Source organism: Bacillus sp. AG4(2022), assembly GCF_031844465.1.
GTDB classification, from domain to species: domain Bacteria; phylum Bacillota; class Bacilli; order Bacillales; family Cytobacillaceae; genus Bacillus_AB; species Bacillus_AB infantis.
Genome location: NZ_JAUZVH010000005.1, coordinates 185,339 through 201,919 on the forward strand (window position 1 = coordinate 185,339; position 16,581 = coordinate 201,919).

The 16,581-nt window shown below is 46.5% G+C and carries 16 protein-coding genes and 1 other annotated feature; all 16 genes read left to right on the top strand.

All coding sequences use genetic code 11. The annotated features are described in order from the left end of the window. Window positions 1–62 precede the first annotated feature (62 nt). The 16 genes from polA to Q9R36_RS15150 all read left to right on the top strand — a co-directional run bounded on the left by polA (window position 63) and on the right by Q9R36_RS15150 (window position 16,572). Window positions 63–2,696 (top strand): DNA polymerase I, encoded by a 2,634-nt coding sequence (gene polA, locus Q9R36_RS15075; protein WP_311225457.1) that lies wholly within the window; start codon window positions 63–65, stop codon window positions 2,694–2,696. 91 nt (window positions 2,697–2,787) lie between these two features. After that, window positions 2,788–3,615, top strand: a complete 828-nt coding sequence (gene mutM, locus Q9R36_RS15080; protein WP_311225458.1) for a DNA-formamidopyrimidine glycosylase — start codon at window positions 2,788–2,790, stop codon at window positions 3,613–3,615. A 356-nt stretch (window positions 3,616–3,971) separates the two neighbouring features. Next, window positions 3,972–4,607 (top strand): sporulation membrane protein YtaF, encoded by a 636-nt coding sequence (gene ytaF / locus Q9R36_RS15085; protein ID WP_022544264.1) that lies wholly within the window; start codon window positions 3,972–3,974, stop codon window positions 4,605–4,607. A 21-nt stretch (window positions 4,608–4,628) separates the two neighbouring features. Beyond that, window positions 4,629–5,243: a dephospho-CoA kinase gene (coaE, locus tag Q9R36_RS15090; protein WP_311225459.1), complete on the top strand. Its 615-nt coding sequence runs from the start codon at window positions 4,629–4,631 to the stop codon at window positions 5,241–5,243. A 236-nt stretch (window positions 5,244–5,479) separates the two neighbouring features. Next, on the top strand, window positions 5,480–6,511 hold the full coding sequence (locus tag Q9R36_RS15095; protein ID WP_009791373.1) for a glyceraldehyde-3-phosphate dehydrogenase: 1,032 nt from the start codon (window positions 5,480–5,482) through the stop codon (window positions 6,509–6,511). A 568-nt stretch (window positions 6,512–7,079) separates the two neighbouring features. Beyond that, window positions 7,080–7,460 carry an adenosylmethionine decarboxylase gene (speD, locus tag Q9R36_RS15100; protein ID WP_009791374.1) on the top strand — a complete coding sequence of 127 codons (381 nt, stop codon included), beginning with the start codon at window positions 7,080–7,082 and terminating at the stop codon, window positions 7,458–7,460. 259 nt (window positions 7,461–7,719) lie between these two features. Further along, window positions 7,720–8,121 (top strand): hypothetical protein, encoded by a 402-nt coding sequence (locus Q9R36_RS15105; RefSeq protein ID WP_009791375.1) that lies wholly within the window; start codon window positions 7,720–7,722, stop codon window positions 8,119–8,121. 105 nt (window positions 8,122–8,226) lie between these two features. Next, window positions 8,227–8,685: a transcriptional regulator NrdR gene (gene nrdR, locus Q9R36_RS15110; RefSeq protein ID WP_009791377.1), complete on the top strand. Its 459-nt coding sequence runs from the start codon at window positions 8,227–8,229 to the stop codon at window positions 8,683–8,685. 107 nt (window positions 8,686–8,792) lie between these two features. Further along, window positions 8,793–10,190, top strand: coding sequence for a replication initiation and membrane attachment family protein (locus Q9R36_RS15115; protein ID WP_311225460.1), 1,398 nt, complete (start codon window positions 8,793–8,795; stop codon window positions 10,188–10,190). Window positions 10,191–10,202: 12 nt separating this feature from the next. After that, entirely contained in the window at window positions 10,203–11,129 is a 927-nt protein-coding gene (gene dnaI, locus Q9R36_RS15120; protein WP_009791379.1) for a primosomal protein DnaI, read from the top strand. 240 nt (window positions 11,130–11,369) lie between these two features. Continuing rightward, complete coding sequence (gene ytxC, locus Q9R36_RS15125) at window positions 11,370–12,236, top strand: putative sporulation protein YtxC (protein ID WP_009791381.1); 867 nt, start codon at window positions 11,370–11,372, stop codon at window positions 12,234–12,236. Between the two features lie 410 nt (window positions 12,237–12,646). Next, window positions 12,647–14,578 (top strand): threonine--tRNA ligase, encoded by a 1,932-nt coding sequence (thrS, locus tag Q9R36_RS15130; RefSeq protein WP_148948946.1) that lies wholly within the window; start codon window positions 12,647–12,649, stop codon window positions 14,576–14,578. Between the two features lie 258 nt (window positions 14,579–14,836). Next, window positions 14,837–14,963: a sequence feature (ribosomal protein L20 leader region), on the top strand. Between the two features lie 147 nt (window positions 14,964–15,110). Continuing rightward, the gene (gene infC, locus Q9R36_RS15135) at window positions 15,111–15,614 is read left to right on the top strand and encodes a translation initiation factor IF-3 (RefSeq protein WP_022544261.1); all 504 of its coding nucleotides are present in this window, start codon (window positions 15,111–15,113) and stop codon (window positions 15,612–15,614) included. 16 nt (window positions 15,615–15,630) lie between these two features. Beyond that, complete coding sequence (gene rpmI, locus Q9R36_RS15140) at window positions 15,631–15,831, top strand: 50S ribosomal protein L35 (RefSeq protein WP_009796129.1); 201 nt, start codon at window positions 15,631–15,633, stop codon at window positions 15,829–15,831. Between the two features lie 25 nt (window positions 15,832–15,856). Further along, window positions 15,857–16,216, top strand: a complete 360-nt coding sequence (gene rplT / locus Q9R36_RS15145) for a 50S ribosomal protein L20 (protein ID WP_009796130.1) — start codon at window positions 15,857–15,859, stop codon at window positions 16,214–16,216. An 86-nt stretch (window positions 16,217–16,302) separates the two neighbouring features. Further along, entirely contained in the window at window positions 16,303–16,572 is a 270-nt protein-coding gene (locus Q9R36_RS15150) for a DUF1294 domain-containing protein (RefSeq protein WP_009796131.1), read from the top strand. The last annotated feature ends 9 nt before the right edge of the window (window positions 16,573–16,581 follow it).

The following is a 16,581-nucleotide window of genomic DNA, read 5'->3' on the forward strand; positions in this document are numbered from 1 at the left end:
AGTGCTGAACAAGAGTGCGCTTCCCGGGCTTTCAAGAACTACGCTGCAAGGAGGATGGACCAATGGCTAAAAAGCTTGTATTGATTGATGGAAACAGTATTGCATACAGGGCCTTTTTCGCGCTTCCGCTGCTGAATAATGACAAAGGCATACATACAAATGCGGTTTACGGTTTTACGATGATGCTCATGCGCATCCTGGAGGATGAGGATCCTTCTCATATTCTGGTTGCTTTTGATGCAGGAAAAACTACATTCCGCCATAAAACATTCACTGAATATAAGGGAGGCAGGCAAAAAACTCCGCCGGAGCTGTCTGAACAATTCCCCTTCATCCGTGATCTGCTTGATGCTTATCAGATTCCGCGCTATGAGCTTGAAAATTATGAGGCGGATGATATCATCGGCACACTTTCCCTCCAGGCAGAGCAGGAGGGCTTCGAGGTAAAAGTCATTTCCGGGGATAAGGATTTGACCCAGTTAAGCTCTGAACATACTACCGTCGGAATCACCCGCAAGGGAATAACGGATATAGAAGAATATACTCCGGAACATATCCGGGAAAAATATGGCCTGTCGCCTGGCCAGATCATTGATATGAAAGGCCTGATGGGGGACAGCTCAGACAATATCCCAGGGGTGCCCGGTGTAGGAGAGAAAACAGCCATCAAGCTGCTGAAGGAATTTGAAACGCTTGAAAACCTGCTTGGATCCATCGATCGTGTGAGCGGCCAGAAGCTGAAGGAAAAGCTTGAGGAGCACAAAGATCTGGCAGTGATGAGCAAGGAGCTTGCCACCATCACAAGGGAAGCGCCTGTTGAAGTGAAGGTAGAAGATGTGGGCTATTCAGGCTACGACCAGGCCAAAGTCGTTTCCCTTTTCAAAGATCTCGGATTCAACTCGCTTCTTGAAAAGATTGGCGGGGAATTACCAGAAGAAACTGCTGCGCCCCTTGAAGATATCCAGTTTGAAACAGCAGAAAACATCCTGGACGATTTATTTGCAGACGAAACTGCTTTTTATGTCGAGATGCTTGAAGAGAATTATCATACCGCCGAAATAGCCGGCTTCTCGGCTGCAAGCGGAAATGGGGTCTATTTTATTCCCGCTGAGCTTGCACTAAGCTCTGAGACCTTTAAGAAATGGGCCGAGGACGAATCTAAAAAGAAGATTGTCTATGATGCCAAGCGAACGGAGGTTTCTCTGCGCCATCACGGCATCCACTTAAAAGGAGTGGAGTTTGACCTTCTTATCGCTTCCTATATCATCAATCCGTCAGAATCAATCGAAGACTTTGCTTCTGTTGCCAAACGCCATGGGTATAATGGTGTACAGACGGATGATGCTGTCTACGGGAAAGGTGCGAAAAGAAAGATTCCGCCACAGGAAGAGCTGGCAGGGCATCTTGCCAGAAAAGCTGCAGCCCTGGAAGCCCTTAGGGACAAGCTTGAAGATGAGTTAAAGGAAAACAGGCAGTATGAGCTTTTTTATGATCTGGAAATGCCGCTTTCGCTTATTTTGGCTGATATGGAGTCGCAGGGCGTCAAAGTCGACCTTGAAAGGCTTCAGGCGATGGGAGAACAGATCAATCAGAAGCTGGGCGATATTGAAGAGCGCATCCACGAGCTCGCGGGTGAGGCTTTCAACATTAATTCTCCTAAACAGCTTGGGGTCATCCTCTTTGAAAAGCTCGGCCTGCCTCCTGTCAAAAAGACAAAGACAGGATATTCTACTTCTGCTGATGTTCTGGAAAAGCTGGAAGATAAGCATGAGATCATCAGGGAAATCCTGCAGTACAGGCAGCTCGGCAAACTGCAGTCGACTTATATTGAAGGGCTGCTGAAGGTGACGGACAAGAAAACAGGGAAGGTTCATACCCGCTTTAATCAGGCACTCACACAAACGGGGCGCCTCAGCTCTACGGATCCGAACCTGCAGAATATCCCGATCCGGCTGGAAGAGGGCAGAAAGATCAGGCAGGCATTTGTACCTTCTGAAAAAGGCTGGGTCATTTTTGCAGCCGACTATTCCCAGATCGAGCTAAGGGTCCTTGCGCATATTGCTGGCGATGAAAAGCTGATCGAGGCTTTCCGTGAAGATCAGGATGTCCATACAAAGACAGCTATGGAGGTATTCCATGTTTCAGAAGGCGAAGTGACTTCGAACATGAGGCGCCACGCTAAAGCAGTCAACTTTGGAATTGTATATGGAATAAGCGATTATGGATTGTCGCAAAGCCTGGGGATTACGAGGAAGGAAGCCGGGCAGTTCATCGACCGCTATCTGGAAAGCTATCCCGGAGTCCGCGAGTATATGGACGATATCATCCAGGAGGCGAAACAGAAGGGATATGTTTCGACACTTCTTCACAGAAGAAGATATCTTCCCGAGATTACGAGCCGGAATTTCAATCTAAGGAGCTTCGCAGAGCGCACAGCCATGAATACGCCCATTCAGGGCAGTGCTGCCGATGTTATTAAGAAAGCCATGATTGACATGGCCGATCGGCTTCGGGAAGAAGGGCTGCAGTCCCGCCTTCTTTTATCGGTGCACGATGAATTGATCTTTGAGGCGCCTGAGGAAGAAATTGAGATACTAAAGAGAATTGTGCCCGACGTGATGGAAAATACAGTAGATCTGGATGTCCCGCTAAAGGTCGACTTCTCATACGGGCCGACATGGTTTGATGCAAAATAGGTAGAAGGAAGAAGCGAGCGCTTGGGTACAGCCGGGCGCTTTCTTCCTTCCCGACAGCCCGGGCTGAAGAAAGAAGAAAGGAGAATGAATCATGCCTGAATTGCCTGAAGTAGAAACAGTCAGGAAAACATTGAAAGAGCTTGTCAGCGGCAAAGAAATCGGGCAAGTGTCCATCCATTGGCCGAAGATGATCAAGCAGCCTGGTGAAGCTGAGCAGTTTGCCGATGCGCTTGCCGGACAGACTATCCTGAATGTCGGAAGGCGCGGAAAGTTCTTGATCATTTATACAGACGATTATGCTTTGGTTTCCCATCTCCGCATGGAAGGCAAGTATGCTCTTTATTCAAAAGAAGAGGACAAGGATAAGCATACCCATGTTATCTTCCATTTCACAGACGGTTCTGAACTCCGCTACAGGGATGTAAGGAAGTTCGGGACAATGCACCTGTTTGCCAAGGGAGAGGAGTTTGCGAGTCTGCCCCTTTCCCAGCTGGGGCCTGAGCCGTTTTCGGAAGAATTTACTCCCCAGTTTCTGCAGCAGCGGCTGGCAGGCACCAATCGAGCGGTCAAAACTGCCCTTTTAGATCAGAAAGCAGTCGTCGGACTTGGGAATATCTACGTGGATGAGGCGCTGTTCAGAGCAGGCATCCACCCTGAAAGGCTGGCCAGTTCTCTTTCTGATGATGAAATCGGCAGGCTGCATAAGGAGATTGTCGCCACACTTTCTGAAGCAGTTGAGAAGGGGGGCAGCACCATCAGGTCTTATGTGAATTCACAGGGCCAGATCGGCATGTTCCAGCTCGAGCTTTTCGTCTACGGGCGAAAAGGAGAGGCATGCAAAACATGCGGCAGCACACTCGAAAGAATCATCGTCGGCGGGCGGGGCACAGTCTTCTGCCCTGTGTGCCAGGTGAAATAGGGGAGTCTTTAGCGGGGCTGAACAAGCAGCTTCCTCATTTCGATTGTCCAGCTGCAGCGGCTAGGGACTCGAGACATAAGTCAGCCTGGCTAAAAGGTTAAAGAGCGAACCTTTCATCCAGTCTGTCTTATGCTTGTCGTCCCTGGGCAAGCAGCTTCCGCATTTCGATTCAGCTGCTGCTCCTAGGTGCTCGAGTCATAAGCCACCACTTTGGAACCGAAGGCAAAGAATGCCTTCAATCCAAAGCGTCTTATGCTTGTCGGCTCTGGGCAAGCCGCTTCCGCTTTTCTAATAACATTGGATTGGCTTCTTCCATATACTATCCTAGCGATTTACAGGAGGAAGGAGCATGATCCATGGTACACACACTCTCACTTCTTATGCTTGCATTTGCTGTCAGTCTTGACAGTTTCAGTGTTGGCTTGACATATGGGTTAAGGAAAATGAGCATACCCTTAAAGTCGATTTTAATCATTGCCTGCTGTTCGGCTATAACGCTAATAACAGCAATGACCATCGGCCATGTGATCGAGAGTTTTCTGTCACCTCAAGCTGCCGAGAGTCTTGGCGGAATTCTTTTGATTCTCCTTGGAGCCTGGGTCTTGTACCAGTTTTTCCGTCCGGAAAAATCAAAAGATGTTCTTCCCCATGAGAAAACGATTGTCAATTTTGAAATTAAATCATTAGGCCTTGTTATAAACATCCTGCAAAAGCCCATGGCTGCCGATTTTGATAAATCAGGCACGATTACAGGGATTGAAGCATTTATGCTGGGCCTTGCTTTATCTTTGGATGCGTTTGGAGCAGGGATAGGAGCCGCCATGCTGGGATATTCTCCCGGCTATCTGGCCGCTGCGGTGGCTGCGATGAGCTCGCTATTTGTTTTTGCCGGAATGAAAATCGGCACCATTTTCAGCCACAGCAGCTGGGTGCAGCGCTTTTCTTTTATTCCTGGGCTTTTGCTGATTGTCATCGGAATCTGGAAAATATAACGAGTCCGGAAAGGACAGAATATGCCGTTAGTAATAGGATTGACTGGAGGCATCGCCAGCGGGAAAAGCACCGTATCCTCCATGCTGATAGAAAAAGGGGTTACGGTCATTGATGCAGATTTGGAAGCACGGCTTGCAGTGGAAAAGGGAGAAGAAGCATATAACGGTATTGTCAGCCGCTTTGGAACCGGGATTCTGCAGCCTGATGGAGAAATTGACCGGGCAAAGCTCGGGGCCATCATTTTTCATAATGAAGAGGAACGGCTGGCTCTTAATGCGATTGTCCATCCTGCAGTCCGCAAGAGAATGCTGGAAAAAAAAGAGCAGGCCATCCAAAAAGGGGAGCAGCTAGTAGTGCTGGATATACCGCTGCTGTTCGAAAGCAAGCTGGAACATTTGGCAGATAAGACATTGCTTGTTTATACAGATGGGGAAACTCAGCTGAGGCGCCTGATGAACCGTAATTTATTAAGTGAAAAAGAAGCGGAGGCCCGCATCAATTCTCAAATGCCTCTTACTGAAAAAGTCAGGCTGGCAGATGCGGTTATTAATAATAATGGCACCATTGAGGAGACGAAGGAGCAGTTATCCGGGCTCCTTGATCTATGGCTGCCGGAGGAAAAGGGGAAGAGCTGATGCCTTCCTCTTTTTTATGTTTAAAAAACAAAACATTTATAGTATGTGCTTTGTTATTTCCGTTCATAAAAGGCTTAAAGCTGACTATATTGAACTGAGGTCTAAAAAATGTTATTCTGAATAATTAGACTTTTTGAAAATGTGCACAATCAGGAGCACAAAAGGTTTTATATATGTTATACTAATAGCAAAGGTAAACAACATAAGTATAACACTTATTCGGAAGGGGCCGTATAATGATGGCGAGAATAGCGATTAATGGTTTTGGAAGGATCGGAAGAATGGTGTTCAGAAAGGCAATTATGGAGGAAAACCTTGAAATTGCAGCAATCAACGCCAGCTATCCTGCTGAAACTCTGGCTCATTTAATTAAATATGATACGAATCACGGGATGTTTGAAGGCGAAGTGATTCCTGAAAATAATGCAATTGTCGTAAATGGGAAGCGCATCAGGCTGCTGGCAAGCAGAGATCCCCTTGAACTCCCATGGAGGGACCTGGAGATTGATATTGTTATAGAAGCAACAGGCAAATTCAATTCCCGCGAAAAAGCAGCGCTCCATTTAGAGGCAGGAGCTAAAAAGGTTATACTGACTGCTCCGGGTAAAAATGAGGATGTCACCATTGTGATGGGAGTAAATGAAAGCGCATTAAATATTTATGAGCATGACATCATTTCTAACGCATCATGCACAACAAATTGCCTTGCCCCCGTCGCAAAGGTGCTTGATGAAAAATTCGGGATCGAAAATGGACTGATGACGACTGTCCATGCTTACACAAACGATCAGAAAAATATCGACAATCCGCATAAGGACCTGCGCCGTGCACGGGCATGCGGACAATCGATCATTCCGACATCGACAGGCGCCGCCAAAGCCCTTTCCCTAGTGCTGCCCCAGCTGAAGGGCAAGCTTCACGGAATGGCCCTCCGTGTCCCGACGCCAAATGTATCGCTGGTTGACCTTGTGGTGGACCTGAATAAAGAAGTGACTGCCGAGGAAATCAACGATGCCTTTGAAGCTGCAGCCAGAGGAAGCATGAGGGGCGTCCTGGATATTACAGAAGAGCCGCTCGTATCTGTCGACTTTAATACCAATGAACACTCTGCCATCATAGACGGCCTCTCAACCATGGTCATCGGCCCCAACAAAGTAAAAGTGCTCGCCTGGTATGACAACGAATGGGGCTACTCCTGCCGAGTCGTCGACCTCGTCAACTTTGTCGCAGGAAAAATGGCTAAACTCACAGAAGTAAAAGCAGGCTGACACACCGGAAAATTGTAAGCCAATGCTTGTTTATTAAAGCACGCTGAATTTAGACATAAGGGGTACGGAAGAATTCTTCCGTACCCTGTTTTTATTTTTTATTTTTTTGTATTATGATTTTGCCTTTTAAAATTCTAAAACCAGTTGATTGCAGTGGAAGGCACGAAGACTCCTGCGGGATTGCAGCGGCAAAGCTGAGACCCCGCAAGAGCTTGCTCTGAGGAGGCTCAGCGCCGCCCCGCGGAAAGCGAAGTGCCTGGAACGGAAATCAACACTCCATTATTAGAGGATAGTCCTTTAAGTAAACCAGTTTTGTCCTGATTTATTTCAATGGTTGACCATCTAATGATGAGGAAAATAGCCATCTAAAAAAATCAAAAACTCCTGTTGCAAAAAAAATATAAACAAAGTATACTATTCCTCGTGAACTTCTTGAATTTTGGCAGTGATGGCTACTTAAAGGGTTAGGACCTCTCTGGACTAACTTTCCCCCGTGGTAGTTGTTGGCCAGTAAAAATGAAGAAGCTCATTAATTCGTTTGTATTTTTAAAAAGGGGGAAATTTGAATATGGAAACAATGGGCCGTCATGTTATTTCAGAGCTATGGGGCTGCGATTTTGAAAAGTTGAATGATATGGAATTTATTGAGCAGACATTTGTAGGGGCTGCATTAAAGTCTGGTGCAGAAATCCGCGAAGTCGCATTCCACAAGTTTGCGCCGCAGGGTGTAAGCGGAGTGGTAATCATTTCCGAGTCTCATTTAACTATCCACAGCTTCCCGGAGCATGGCTATGCAAGCATTGATGTATACACATGCGGAGATCTTGATCCTAACATTGCTGCAGACTATATTGCGGAAGAGTTAGGCGCTCAAACGCGTGAGAATATCGAAATTCCTCGCGGCATGGGTCCTGTTCAAGTTAAGCAAGCTCAAGCAAACGCACTATAAAAATGACAAACTGATAAACTGACAAATCAAAGGGGTGTATCCATACACCTCTTTTTATATTGGCCGGAAGAAAGGGCAGGCAGCATGATCTTCTATAAAGATTAGATACTTTTTTCAGCTATGGCAGCTGTACAGCCCCAGCTCCTGCCCCTCAAGATCACAAGACGCTGCCGCAGGACGCAGCGTCCCGTTTTTGACAAGGCGCTGGCGCTTTTCTTGTGTTAAAATAGAGAAAAGTGATAACTCGGAGGATGAATGAATGTCAATTTTTCGGACAGTTTTCGGCCGCTTTCAAAAACAGTGTGAAACAAGCGAAAGCCATCGGGATGAGAATCTGCGCACAAGATACTATAAGGCCAGCTTTAATAAGGCTTTTGAAACCGCGGAAAACGTTCTGCGGAAGGACCCCAGCGTGAAAATGATCAGCTCTGCCAAAGAGCATGGAGAAATGGCTGCGGAAATTACCCGCGGCAAAAAGTACTTTGCCATTATCACCATTGTGTCTGTAAGAGGAATGGAGTCTGCCATTGATGTAAATATATCGACTGAGCAATTTTCTCCTGCGGGAGCATTACCTTCCCTGAAAAAGGAAATCACAGGTTTCTACAGCAGACTGGATAAAGAACTTACATATCTTGGTTCCGGCAGGAATGCTGAATAGCGGAAGCTTGTACAGCTGATGTGTTTTTTATATGATAGAAACAGAATGGCCTTCGTGCAGAGAAACGGCCAGCAAGTACATGAATGAGGATACGGAGCTGATTGTATGAAATGCCCTTCATGCCAGAATAACAATACACGCGTCCTTGATTCCCGTCCGGTCGATGACGGCCGTTCCATTCGCAGAAGGCGGGAGTGCGAGAAATGCGGCTATCGCTTCACCACATTCGAGAAGGTGGAGGAAATTCCGCTCATTGTCGTAAAGAAGGAAGGCACACGCGAGGAGTTCAGCCGCGATAAGATGCTGAGGGGCCTGATCAAGGCCTGCGAAAAACGTCCTGTTGCCCTTAAGGAGCTTGAAGAAGTGACATCTGAAGTGGAGAAGGAGCTTCGCAGCCAGGGGGTTTCTGAAATAAAAAGCGAATTTATCGGTGAAATGGTCATGGACAGACTGGCCAAAATCGATGAGGTTGCTTATGTCAGATTTGCCTCTGTTTACCGGCAATTCAAGGATATCAATGTATTTATCGATGAGTTGAAAGAATTAATCAAAAAAGAACAATGATCTTTTGGAAGTGATGCATTGAGGTGCCTCCAGCCAGAGCCGAGCTAAAGACTGTCTTTGGCTCTTTTTTGGCTGGTTTCCTGAAGATCGTAGAAAGGTTGGCAGCTATGGCCCAGCATTGGCAAGAAATGCTTCCGATTGACCGCTATGCAGTGGCCGCGAGCGGTCTTTTGCATGATTATGACAGAAAAGTTCTGACTTTGTTGTATCAGCCCTTAATCGGGGCAGCCTGCCTCAGTCTATATATGACGTTATGGGCTGAACTGGAGGAAAACAGGCTTTGGTCTCAATCAAACAGCCATCACAGCTTGATGAATTTCATGGGGATGAACTTAAAGGAAATTTATGAAGCAAGACTGAAGCTTGAAGGAATTGGTCTTTTGAAGGCTTTTGTGAAAAATGAGGAGGGCAGCCGCTCTTTTATATACGAACTGCAGCCGCCGCTGAGTCCGGAGCAGTTTTTCCTGGATGGGATGCTTAACATTTATCTATACCGCAAAATCGGCAAAAATCAGTTTCTGAGGCTCAAGCGCTTTTTCTGTGACCATGATTCCGGCGTGATGCAGGGTTATGATGAAGTGACTAAAGCCTTTCAGGATGTATATGAGTCAGGCCATCCTGCAGCTTTCTCCCCTGACCAGGATACAGGAAGGGATCTGTCTCTTGAAGAGGGATTTACCTTCATAGGGAGAACAAGCCCTGAAGAGATAAAAATCGGAGGTTCATCCTTTGATTTTGAGCTGCTGGCAGCGGGGTTGAATGAATCTCTTCTCCCCAAGTCGGCCCTGACCCCGAAGGTCCGGGAAGCCATCAGCAACCTGTCCTTCCTTTATGGGATTGATGCCCTGCAGATGAAAAACATCCTGATCAGTGCAATGACGGAAGATAATAATATCAATATTGAAGAACTGCGGAAATCGGCACGTGACTGGTATCAATTTGAGCATCAGGACCAGCTGCCTTCCCTGATAGACCGGATCCAGCCAGGCATCCATCAGGTTCAAGCCGCTGAGCCGAAAACACAGGAAGAAGAATTGATCAGATATATGGAGATCACTTCCCCGCGCCAGCTGTTAAAGGATATTTCCGGCGGGGCAGATCCCTCTAAAGGTGATCTGCAAATTATTGAGGACGTTATGTTTCAGCAGAAACTGCATCCAGGCGTTGCTAATGTTCTCATTCAGTATGTTATGCTAAAAACAGATATGAAGCTGACGAAAGCATATGTAGAGAAGATTGCCGGGCATTGGGCAAGAAAACAGATTAAAACGGTTAAAGAAGCTATGATGCTGGCCAAGAATGAACACCGCCAGTATCTGGAGTGGGCAGAAGGCAAAAAGGCGAAGCCTGCTTCAGCGAAAAAGCCGATCAGAAAAGAAGCATTGCCTGACTGGTTTGATGAGCAGCAGGAAGAGCAGCCGCAAAAAGCAGCTGCCGCCAATGACTCAGAATATGAGGCAAAAAGGCGGGCCTTAGAGGAAAGGCTTAAAAAGTATCGGAAATAAGGAGGTGGCAGCATGGAAAGAATCAATGAGACATTGAAAAAACTTGCAGGTAATGAAAGCTTTCAAAAGAGGTACGAGCAGCAAAAGAAGGAAGTTTTCTCCCATCCTGATGTAAAAGCTTTTTTGCAGGAGCACCGCGCAGAAATTACAGCTGAAATGGCAGAAAGGAGCATGATCAAGCTTTCGGAGTATGCCCAGCAGAGCAAGGAATGCAGAGAGTGCCCAAGCCTTGGGGAATGCAAGAATATGATGCAGGGATATCATCCTGAACTGGTCATCAGGCGGGGGATCATTGATGTCCAATACAACCGCTGCCCGCGCAAGGTGATTCATGATGAACGGAAGAAAAATGAGAAGCTGATCCGGAGCCTGTATATCCCAAAAGAGATTGTCAACGCCTCCTTCGCTGATGTTTACCTGGATACAAGACTGGATGCGGTGGATAAAGCGGAAAGCTTCGTCGAAAATTACCAGCCCGGGACAAGGCAGAAGGGGCTGTATTTCTATGGGAAGTTCGGAGTCGGCAAATCATTTCTGCTTGGTGCAATTGCCAATGAGCTTGCCAAGAAGAAGATTTCGTCCATGATCGTCTATGTCCCGGAGCTTTTAAGGGAAATGAAAAGCAGCATCGGAGATTCGACCTTAAATGAAAAGCTTGAGGCCATCAAGCGCGAGCCGATCCTGATGCTCGATGATATTGGCGCCGAAACGATGTCCAGCTGGACAAGGGATGAGGTATTAGGACCGATCCTGCAGTTCAGGATGCTGGAGAACCTGCCAACCTTCTTTACGTCCAATTTTGATATGCAGGGGCTGGAGCATCATCTGACCTACAGCCAGCGCGGTGAAGAAGAAAAAATGAAAGCGCGCCGGATCATGGAGCGCATCCGCTACCTGTCTGAGCCTGTCCTGGTTGACGGTCCGAACCGCCGTGTATAAGGAATGAATCTGAAAACTGCCTTGGGAAAGGCAGTTTTTATTTTTTCTCCAAATTCCATTCCTTCAATATGTCCCCTTTTTTATCCCTGTTATGCTCCGCATCTGCTTCTAAATTGTACAAGTTTCCCATATACATGGAATCAGGGATATTAACGAAGGAAGCCGTATAGGTAAGGAGAGGATATCTCCCGGCGCTTGCTGCAGCTTCGAATATTGTTTAAAAAACAAGGGGGGATATGATTGATTGAAATCATTTTCCAGAATCAGCAGGATGCGAGGAAACTGCAGGGTCTCCTGGAGCTTGGACTGTCATCCTCTAATATATCATCACTTCAGCTTAAAGACGGGTATGCTGTTCAGATTAAAACGGGCGGATTGCAGGAGACGGCAGACCTGGTAAAAAGGGCGATGACACATTTTATTATAGAAACGAAGCAGGATGACTGGTTCCGCAGGATTCTTTCGGAGCAGTATTTTTATGAAGACGAGGAAGAGCAGCAGCAGATATTGGATATCATCCATTCTATCCTGGAGGGAAACAGGGATGATTTGTCTGCTTTTCTGGACGGTCCTGGACCGGAGGAAAGCCTTAGCCTCGCAATTGAAGAATTAATGACAGGGGACATCTCTTCGTTTTCGTTCGACTCTTTTGTAAAATTCCGTCTCCGCCCGATGATGGACCAGCTTGAACGATATGCAGCACTTTCCATAGATGAATATAAAATGGAGCAGGAATACCAAATGTTCATCCACATGCTGAGGGACTTCCTGAAGGGCAGGGCCCCTAAGCGCAGTGCTGTCCATCTGGTGATGGGGGAGGAGACTGCTTTTTATGATGGAGGACTTATTGAAATCAAGCGGGCTGAGCTCTTGAAGATGGTTGACCGCCGGCTGCTTTTTAACCATCCAGTATACGTCGACTCCGTTACGATCGCCCCGCTCCTTTCAATGGCACCGTCAGCCATTTATCTTTATTCTAATGAACCAGACTGTCCGCTCGCCAGGACCGTCCGCAATATTTTTGAGGAAAGAGTGATCATCCAGCCTCTTGAGGCCTTTATAGAACTGAAGAAAATCCTCTCTGCAGCAGGAAGGGAGAAAATCTGAAATCCCTTGATTTTTCCAAGATAAACTACTATAATAACGTACATAATAATTCAAACACCACAAATGTAGCGACGAGGACAAGGGTATTCATTACGGTTCAAAGAGAGGGAAGCCAAGGCTGAAAACTTCCCAGCACGGATGAAATGCTTACCGCCTCCGAACAACAGCCAGGAAAAGGACGATGATTTTGCGCCCGTAACAATAGCCGGGTGCAGCAGACGGCGAAAAGATTTGCTGTTATCATTGGCCAAAGTATCGGCTGGCGGGCATGGGACCGTTATATCCCTCACTAAGCCGGACTGCGTGTTTTTTTGCGTCTGGGAATTTGGGTGGAACCACGTGTTAAATACAACTCGTCCCTTCTTTAGGGACGGGTTTTTTGTTTTTTAAGCACATAAGGAGGAATTTTCATGTCAGAATTAATTAAATTGACTTTTCCGGATGGAGCTGTAAAGGAATTTTCGAAAGGAACATCTACAGAGGATGTGGCTGCATCCATCAGCCCGGGATTGAAGAAAAAAGCACTGGCCGGAAAGCTGAACGGCATAATGTACGATCTTCGCAGGCCGATTGAAGAAGATGGTTCCATTGAAATTGTCACACAGGGCAGTGATGAAGCGCTCGAGGTTCTTCGCCACAGTACAGCCCACTTAATGGCACAGGCCATCAAACGCCTGCACAAGGGCGCCAAATTCGGTGTTGGCCCTGTCATTGAAGGCGGATTCTATTATGATGTGGATCTTGAAGAATCACTGACTCCGGAAGACCTGCCGCTGATTGAAAAAGAAATGGCCAAAATCGTCAATGAAAACATTGATGTGCACCGCAAAGCAGTTAGCCGTGAAGAAGCGGTCGAGTTCTTCAAGGAAATCGGCGATGAGTACAAGCTTGAACTGATTGAAGCGATTCCGGAGGGGGAAACTGTCACTCTTTATGAGCAGGGTGATTTCACAGACCTTTGCCGCGGTGTCCATGTGCCTTCCACAGGCAAGATCAAGGAATTCAAGCTTCTCAGCATTGCCGGCGCATACTGGCGCGGAGACAGCGACAATAAGATGCTGCAGCGCATTTACGGTACAGCATTCTTTAAGAAAGAAGATCTGGCTGAGCATCTGCGCCTGCTCGAGGAAGCGAAAGAGCGCGACCACAGGAAGATCGGCAAAGAGCTTGATCTGTTCATGACTTCCCAGAAGGTCGGTCAGGGGCTGCCAATGTGGCTGCCGAAGGGTGCAACCATCCGCCGCATCGTTGAGCGCTATATCGTTGATAAGGAACAGCGGCTCGGCTATGAGCATGTATATACGCCAGTTATGGCAAATGTTGAGCTATATAAAACATCCGGCCACTGGGACCACTACCAGGAAGATATGTTCCCTGTCATGGAAATGGATAATGAGGAGCTTGTCCTCCGCCCGATGAACTGCCCGCACCATATGATGATTTATAAAAACAGCATTCACAGCTACCGTGAGCTGCCGATCAGGATTGCCGAGCTTGGCACCATGCACCGCTATGAAATGTCTGGTGCGCTGTCCGGACTGCAGCGTGTGCGCGGAATGACTTTGAATGATGCTCATATTTTTGTGCGCCCGGATCAGATCAAGGAAGAGTTCAAGCGCGTTGTTCACCTGATTCTCGAGGTATATAAAGACTTCAATATTGAAGATTATTCATTCCGCCTCTCTTACCGCGATCCTCAGGATACTGAGAAGTACTTCAATGACGATGAGATGTGGGAAAAAGCACAATCCATGCTGAAGGAAGCGATGGACGAGCTTGGCCTTGACTACTATGAAGCAGAAGGCGAGGCAGCATTCTACGGCCCTAAGCTGGACGTGATGGTAAAAACAGCGCTTGGCAAAGAAGAGACCCTTTCCACTGCCCAGCTTGATTTCCTTCTGCCTGAGCGCTTTGATCTCTCTTATGTCGGCGAAGACGGGAAGCAGCATCGCCCTGTCGTCATCCACCGGGGTGTCGTCTCCACGATGGAACGCTTTGTAGCTTTCCTTATCGAAGAATATAAGGGGGCGTTCCCGACATGGCTGGCACCAGTACAGGTACAAGTGATCCCGGTTTCCCCTGACGCCCATTTCGACTACGCGAAAAAGGTTCAGGAAGAGCTCCAGGCTCAAGGCTACAGGGTGGAATTGGATGCCCGCAATGAGAAAATCGGCTACAAAATCCGCGAAGCACAGATGCAGAAAATCCCGTATATGCTTGTTCTTGGGGACAAAGAAGTTTCAGATAATGCGGTAAATGTCCGCAAATACGGCGAGCAGAAGTCTGAGACCATGTCATTTGATGTATTCAAGGATGCACTGAAGGAAGATACAGTGAGATAACAATTTTTACAGGGAGGCTGCGGCCTCTCTTTTTATTAGTTAAACTTTGTTATTAATGGTTGATTTTGGACTCATTTGCGTAAAACTCTGTATAACACAGCCAATCATTATAATGATTAAGAAAAAAAATCCGCGAAAACTATTGCAAGAAATCAATTTCTTTGATAGAATTCAAATCGTTGTGATAAAAACATCTATTCGTTTGACACGAAATTATCATTTGTGATATAGTTACTTAGGTAAATTGAATACGGCTTTGAGGAAAAGAAGAAGCACCCGCTTCTCACCTGGCTGACGCAAAGAGCAGTTGGCAGGTTTTACTGAAACAGCTTTTAACTTGTCGTTTCGTAAGTGTGGGTGATTTCATCCGCACTTTTTTATATGTCTATAAAGCTTTATGATGTAATATTGTCAGTGTCATGCTGGATGCAGCGTGGGATTCGGTGCAGGTTCTGCAGCTTGCGGCTGCTCTTGACTCAGACGTTGTATTCGCACAAAACCTTGGAGGTGGCTAACTATTAGCAAACAAGATATGTTGTTAAACGAGGGCATCCGCGCCCGTGAAGTTCGTCTAATTGACCAAAATGGCGAGCAATTGGGAATCAAGTCCAAGAATGAAGCGCTGGAAATTGCTACACGCGTAAATCTTGACGTTGTTCTTGTTGCGCCAAATGCTAAACCTCCTGTAGCCCGTATCATGGACTATGGAAAGTTTAAGTTTGAGCAGCAGAAGAAGGAAAAAGAAGCTCGCAAAAACCAAAAGATTATCAATATCAAAGAAGTTCGCTTAAGTCCGACTATTGATGAGCATGACTTTAATACAAAGCTGCGAAATGCAATTAAGTTCCTGGAAAAGGGCGATAAAGTAAAAGCTTCGATCCGATTCAAAGGTCGTGCGATTACACATAAGGAAATTGGTCAGCGTGTTTTAGTCCGTTTTGCGGAAGCCTGCAAGGAAGTTGCAGCTGTGGAATCACATCCGAAAATGGACGGACGCAGCATGTTCATGGTCTTAGCACCTAAAATCGACAAGTAAAGAGGGGGAATTCCACATGCCAAAAATGAAAACTCACCGCGGTACAGCTAAGCGCTTCAAGAAGACTGGTTCAGGCAAACTGAAACGTTCTCACGCTTACACTAGCCACTTATTTGCTAACAAATCAACTAAACAAAAGCGTAAGCTTCGTAAAGCTGCGATTGTTTCCAAAGGCGATTTCAGACGCATTCGCCATATGCTAGACAACATTAAGTAATTTCCGAATATAGGAGGGAAAAGATATGCCACGTGTAAAAGGCGGTACAGTTACTCGCAAACGTCGTAAAAAAGTTCTTAAATTAGCCAAAGGTTATTTCGGTTCAAAACATACATTATATAAAGTTGCTAACCAGCAGGTTATGAAATCATTAATGTATGCATACCGTGACCGTCGCCAGAAAAAGCGCGACTTCCGTAAACTATGGATCACTCGTATCAATGCGGCTGCCCGCATGAACGGTCTTTCTTACAGCCGTTTGATGCATGGCCTTAAGGTTGCAGGCATCGAAGTGAACCGCAAAATGCTTGCTGAACTTGCAGTTGCTGACGAAAAAGCATTTGCAGAATTAGCTTCTGTTGCAAAGCAGAACCTGAGCAAGTAATAAGGCTGAGGCCTTTAGAAAGCCATTCTCGCTATGAGGATGGCTTTTTTCAATAATATGACTATACATAAAGGGGCTGGCTGTTAATGCAATGGGCTGCTTTGTATTTGCTGCTGATCAATGCAGCAGGCTATTTTATTATGAGGGCAGATAAACAAAAAGCACAGAAAAATCAATATCGGATAAGCGAAAGAACACTTTGGACCATAGCTTTTGTTTTCGGGGCTCCGGGAATGTACGCCGGCATGAATAAATTCAGGCATAAAACAAAGCATGATGCTTTTAAATACGGGCTGCCGGCGCTGAGCATAATTGAAGCGGCAGTCTGTATATATTTGCTTGCCGTTTGGTCATAAGCTGCCTTC